The organism is Pseudolysinimonas sp. (assembly GCF_031389465.1).
Lineage (GTDB): Bacteria > Actinomycetota > Actinomycetes > Actinomycetales > Microbacteriaceae > Pseudolysinimonas_A.
Map to the genome: position 1 here is coordinate 1 of NZ_JANMSQ010000336.1, position 1,850 is coordinate 1,850.

Consider the following 1,850-nt stretch of genomic DNA (forward strand, 5'->3'; position numbering starts at 1 on the left):
GACACCCTGCGCGACGAGCTGGGCGTCGATCTCGGGATTCTTGACCTCTAGAATGTTGAGCTGGACCTGCTTGGCGGTCAGCTTCTCGAGCTCGGTCCTGATGCGGTCGGCCTCTGCGCCGCGCCGTCCGATGACGATGCCGGGACGGGCGGTGTGGATGTCGACGCGTACCCGCTCACGGGTGCGCTCGATGTCGACGCGCGAAATTCCGGCGCGCTCCATGCCTTTGGCCATGAGGCGGCGAATCGCCACGTCCTCACGGACGTAGTCCTTGTACAGCTTGTCTGCGTACCAGCGCGACTTCCACTCGGTCGTGATGCCGAGTCGGAACCCGTGCGGGTTAACTTTCTGGCCCACTAGCGGGTCCTCTCCCTCAACTCGACGGCGACCGTGATGTGGCTCGTCCGCTTGCGGATTCGATAAGCACGTCCCTGTGCACGAGGGCGGAACCGCTTGGCGGTCGGACCCTCGTCCACGAACGCTTCACTGACAAAGAGCTTCTCTTTGTCGTGCAGCTGGTTGTTGTGCTCAACATTGGCCACTACGCTCGCGAACACCTTGTAAACAGTCTCGCTCGCCGCTTGCGGCGCGAACTTCAGCACGTTGAGCGCCTGGTTGACCTGCATCCCGCGGATGAGGTCGACAACGCGCCGGGCTTTCATCGGCGTGATGTGGACGAACTTGGCCTGAGCGCGTGCGCCGGGCGCTTGAGTGTCAGACACGTCGCGCCCTCCGCTCGTCCTTGATGTGACCCTTGAATGTGCGCGTCGGGGCGAACTCGCCGAGCTTGTGCCCGACCATGCCTTCGCTCACGAACACCGGGACGTGCTTGCGCCCGTCGTGCACGGCCATCGTGTGACCGAGCATGTCCGGAATGATCGTCGAGCGTCGGGACCAGGTCTTGATGACCGTCTTGGTGCCCTTGCCGTTCTGCTCGTCGACCTTCTTGAGCAGATGGTCGTCGACGAACGGGCCCTTCTTCAGGCTGCGTGGCATCGCGTGGTCAACCCCTAACGCTTCTTGTTGGTCTTGCGGCGGCGAACGATGAGAGCGTCGCTGGCCTTGCGACGGCGGGTGCGGCCTTCGGACTGACCCCACGGCGACACCGGGTGGCGACCACCGGAGGTCTTACCCTCACCACCACCGTGCGGGTGGTCGACCGGGTTCATGGCTACGCCTCGTACGGTCGGGCGCTTGCCCTTCCACCGCATCCGGCCGGCCTTGCCCCAGTTGATGTTGGACTGTTCGGCGTTGCCGACCTCACCGATCGTGGCGCGGCAGCGCAGATCGACGTTGCGGATTTCACCGGACGGCATCCGCAGCTGGGCGTACGGACCGTCCTTGGCCACCAACTGCACACTGGCGCCGGCAGACCGGGCGATCTTCGCGCCGCCGCCAGGCTTCAGCTCGACCGCGTGGATCACGGTACCGACCGGGATGTTGCGCAACGGCAGCGAGTTGCCCGGCTTGATGTCGGCCGACGCGCCATTCTCGATCACGTCGCCCTGCGACAGCTTGTTGGGCGCGATGATGTAGCGCTTCTCGCCGTCGGCGTAGTGCAGCAAGGCGATGCGAGCGGTGCGGTTGGGGTCGTACTCGATGTGAGCGACCTTCGCCGGTACGCCGTCCTTGTCATGCCGCCGGAAGTCGATCAGCCGGTAGGCGCGCTTGTGACCGCCACCCTGGTGACGCGTCGTGACACGCCCGTAGGAGTTGCGACCGCCCTTGCCGTGCAAGGGACGGACCAGCGACTTCTCCGGCTCCGACCGAGTGATCTCGGCGAAGTCGGAAACGCTGGAGCCGCGGCGACCCGGAGTCGTCGGCTTGTACTTGCGGATACCCATCAGTAG

At 64.9% G+C, this 1,850-nt stretch carries 4 protein-coding genes; all 4 read right to left on the reverse strand.

The window, feature by feature from the left end:
* A partial coding sequence (rpsC, locus tag RMO30_RS12900) for a 30S ribosomal protein S3 (RefSeq protein ID WP_309714208.1) occupies positions 1–357 on the reverse strand: 357 nt, incomplete at its 3' end.
* Complete coding sequence (gene rplV / locus RMO30_RS12905) at positions 357–722, reverse strand: 50S ribosomal protein L22 (protein ID WP_309714210.1); 366 nt, start codon at positions 720–722, stop codon at positions 357–359. The genes rplV and rpsC, both read right to left, overlap by 1 nt.
* Positions 715–996 carry a 30S ribosomal protein S19 gene (gene rpsS / locus RMO30_RS12910; RefSeq protein WP_309714212.1) on the reverse strand — a complete coding sequence of 94 codons (282 nt, stop codon included), beginning with the start codon at positions 994–996 and terminating at the stop codon, positions 715–717. Before rpsS ends, rplV begins: the two co-directional genes overlap by 8 nt.
* Before the next feature lie 14 nt (positions 997–1,010).
* On the reverse strand, positions 1,011–1,844 hold the full coding sequence (gene rplB / locus RMO30_RS12915; RefSeq protein WP_309714213.1) for a 50S ribosomal protein L2: 834 nt from the start codon (positions 1,842–1,844) through the stop codon (positions 1,011–1,013).
* Positions 1,845–1,850 lie beyond the last annotated feature (6 nt).

Bases quoted from the DNA above. Each gene is read 5' to 3' on its own strand.
- rpsS (WP_309714212.1), bottom strand. From the start codon at position 996: ATGCCACGCAGCCTGAAGAAGGGCCCGTTCGTCGACGACCATCTGCTC.
- rplB (WP_309714213.1), bottom strand. From the start codon at position 1,844: ATGGGTATCCGCAAGTACAAGCCGACGACTCCGGGTCGCCGCGGCTCC.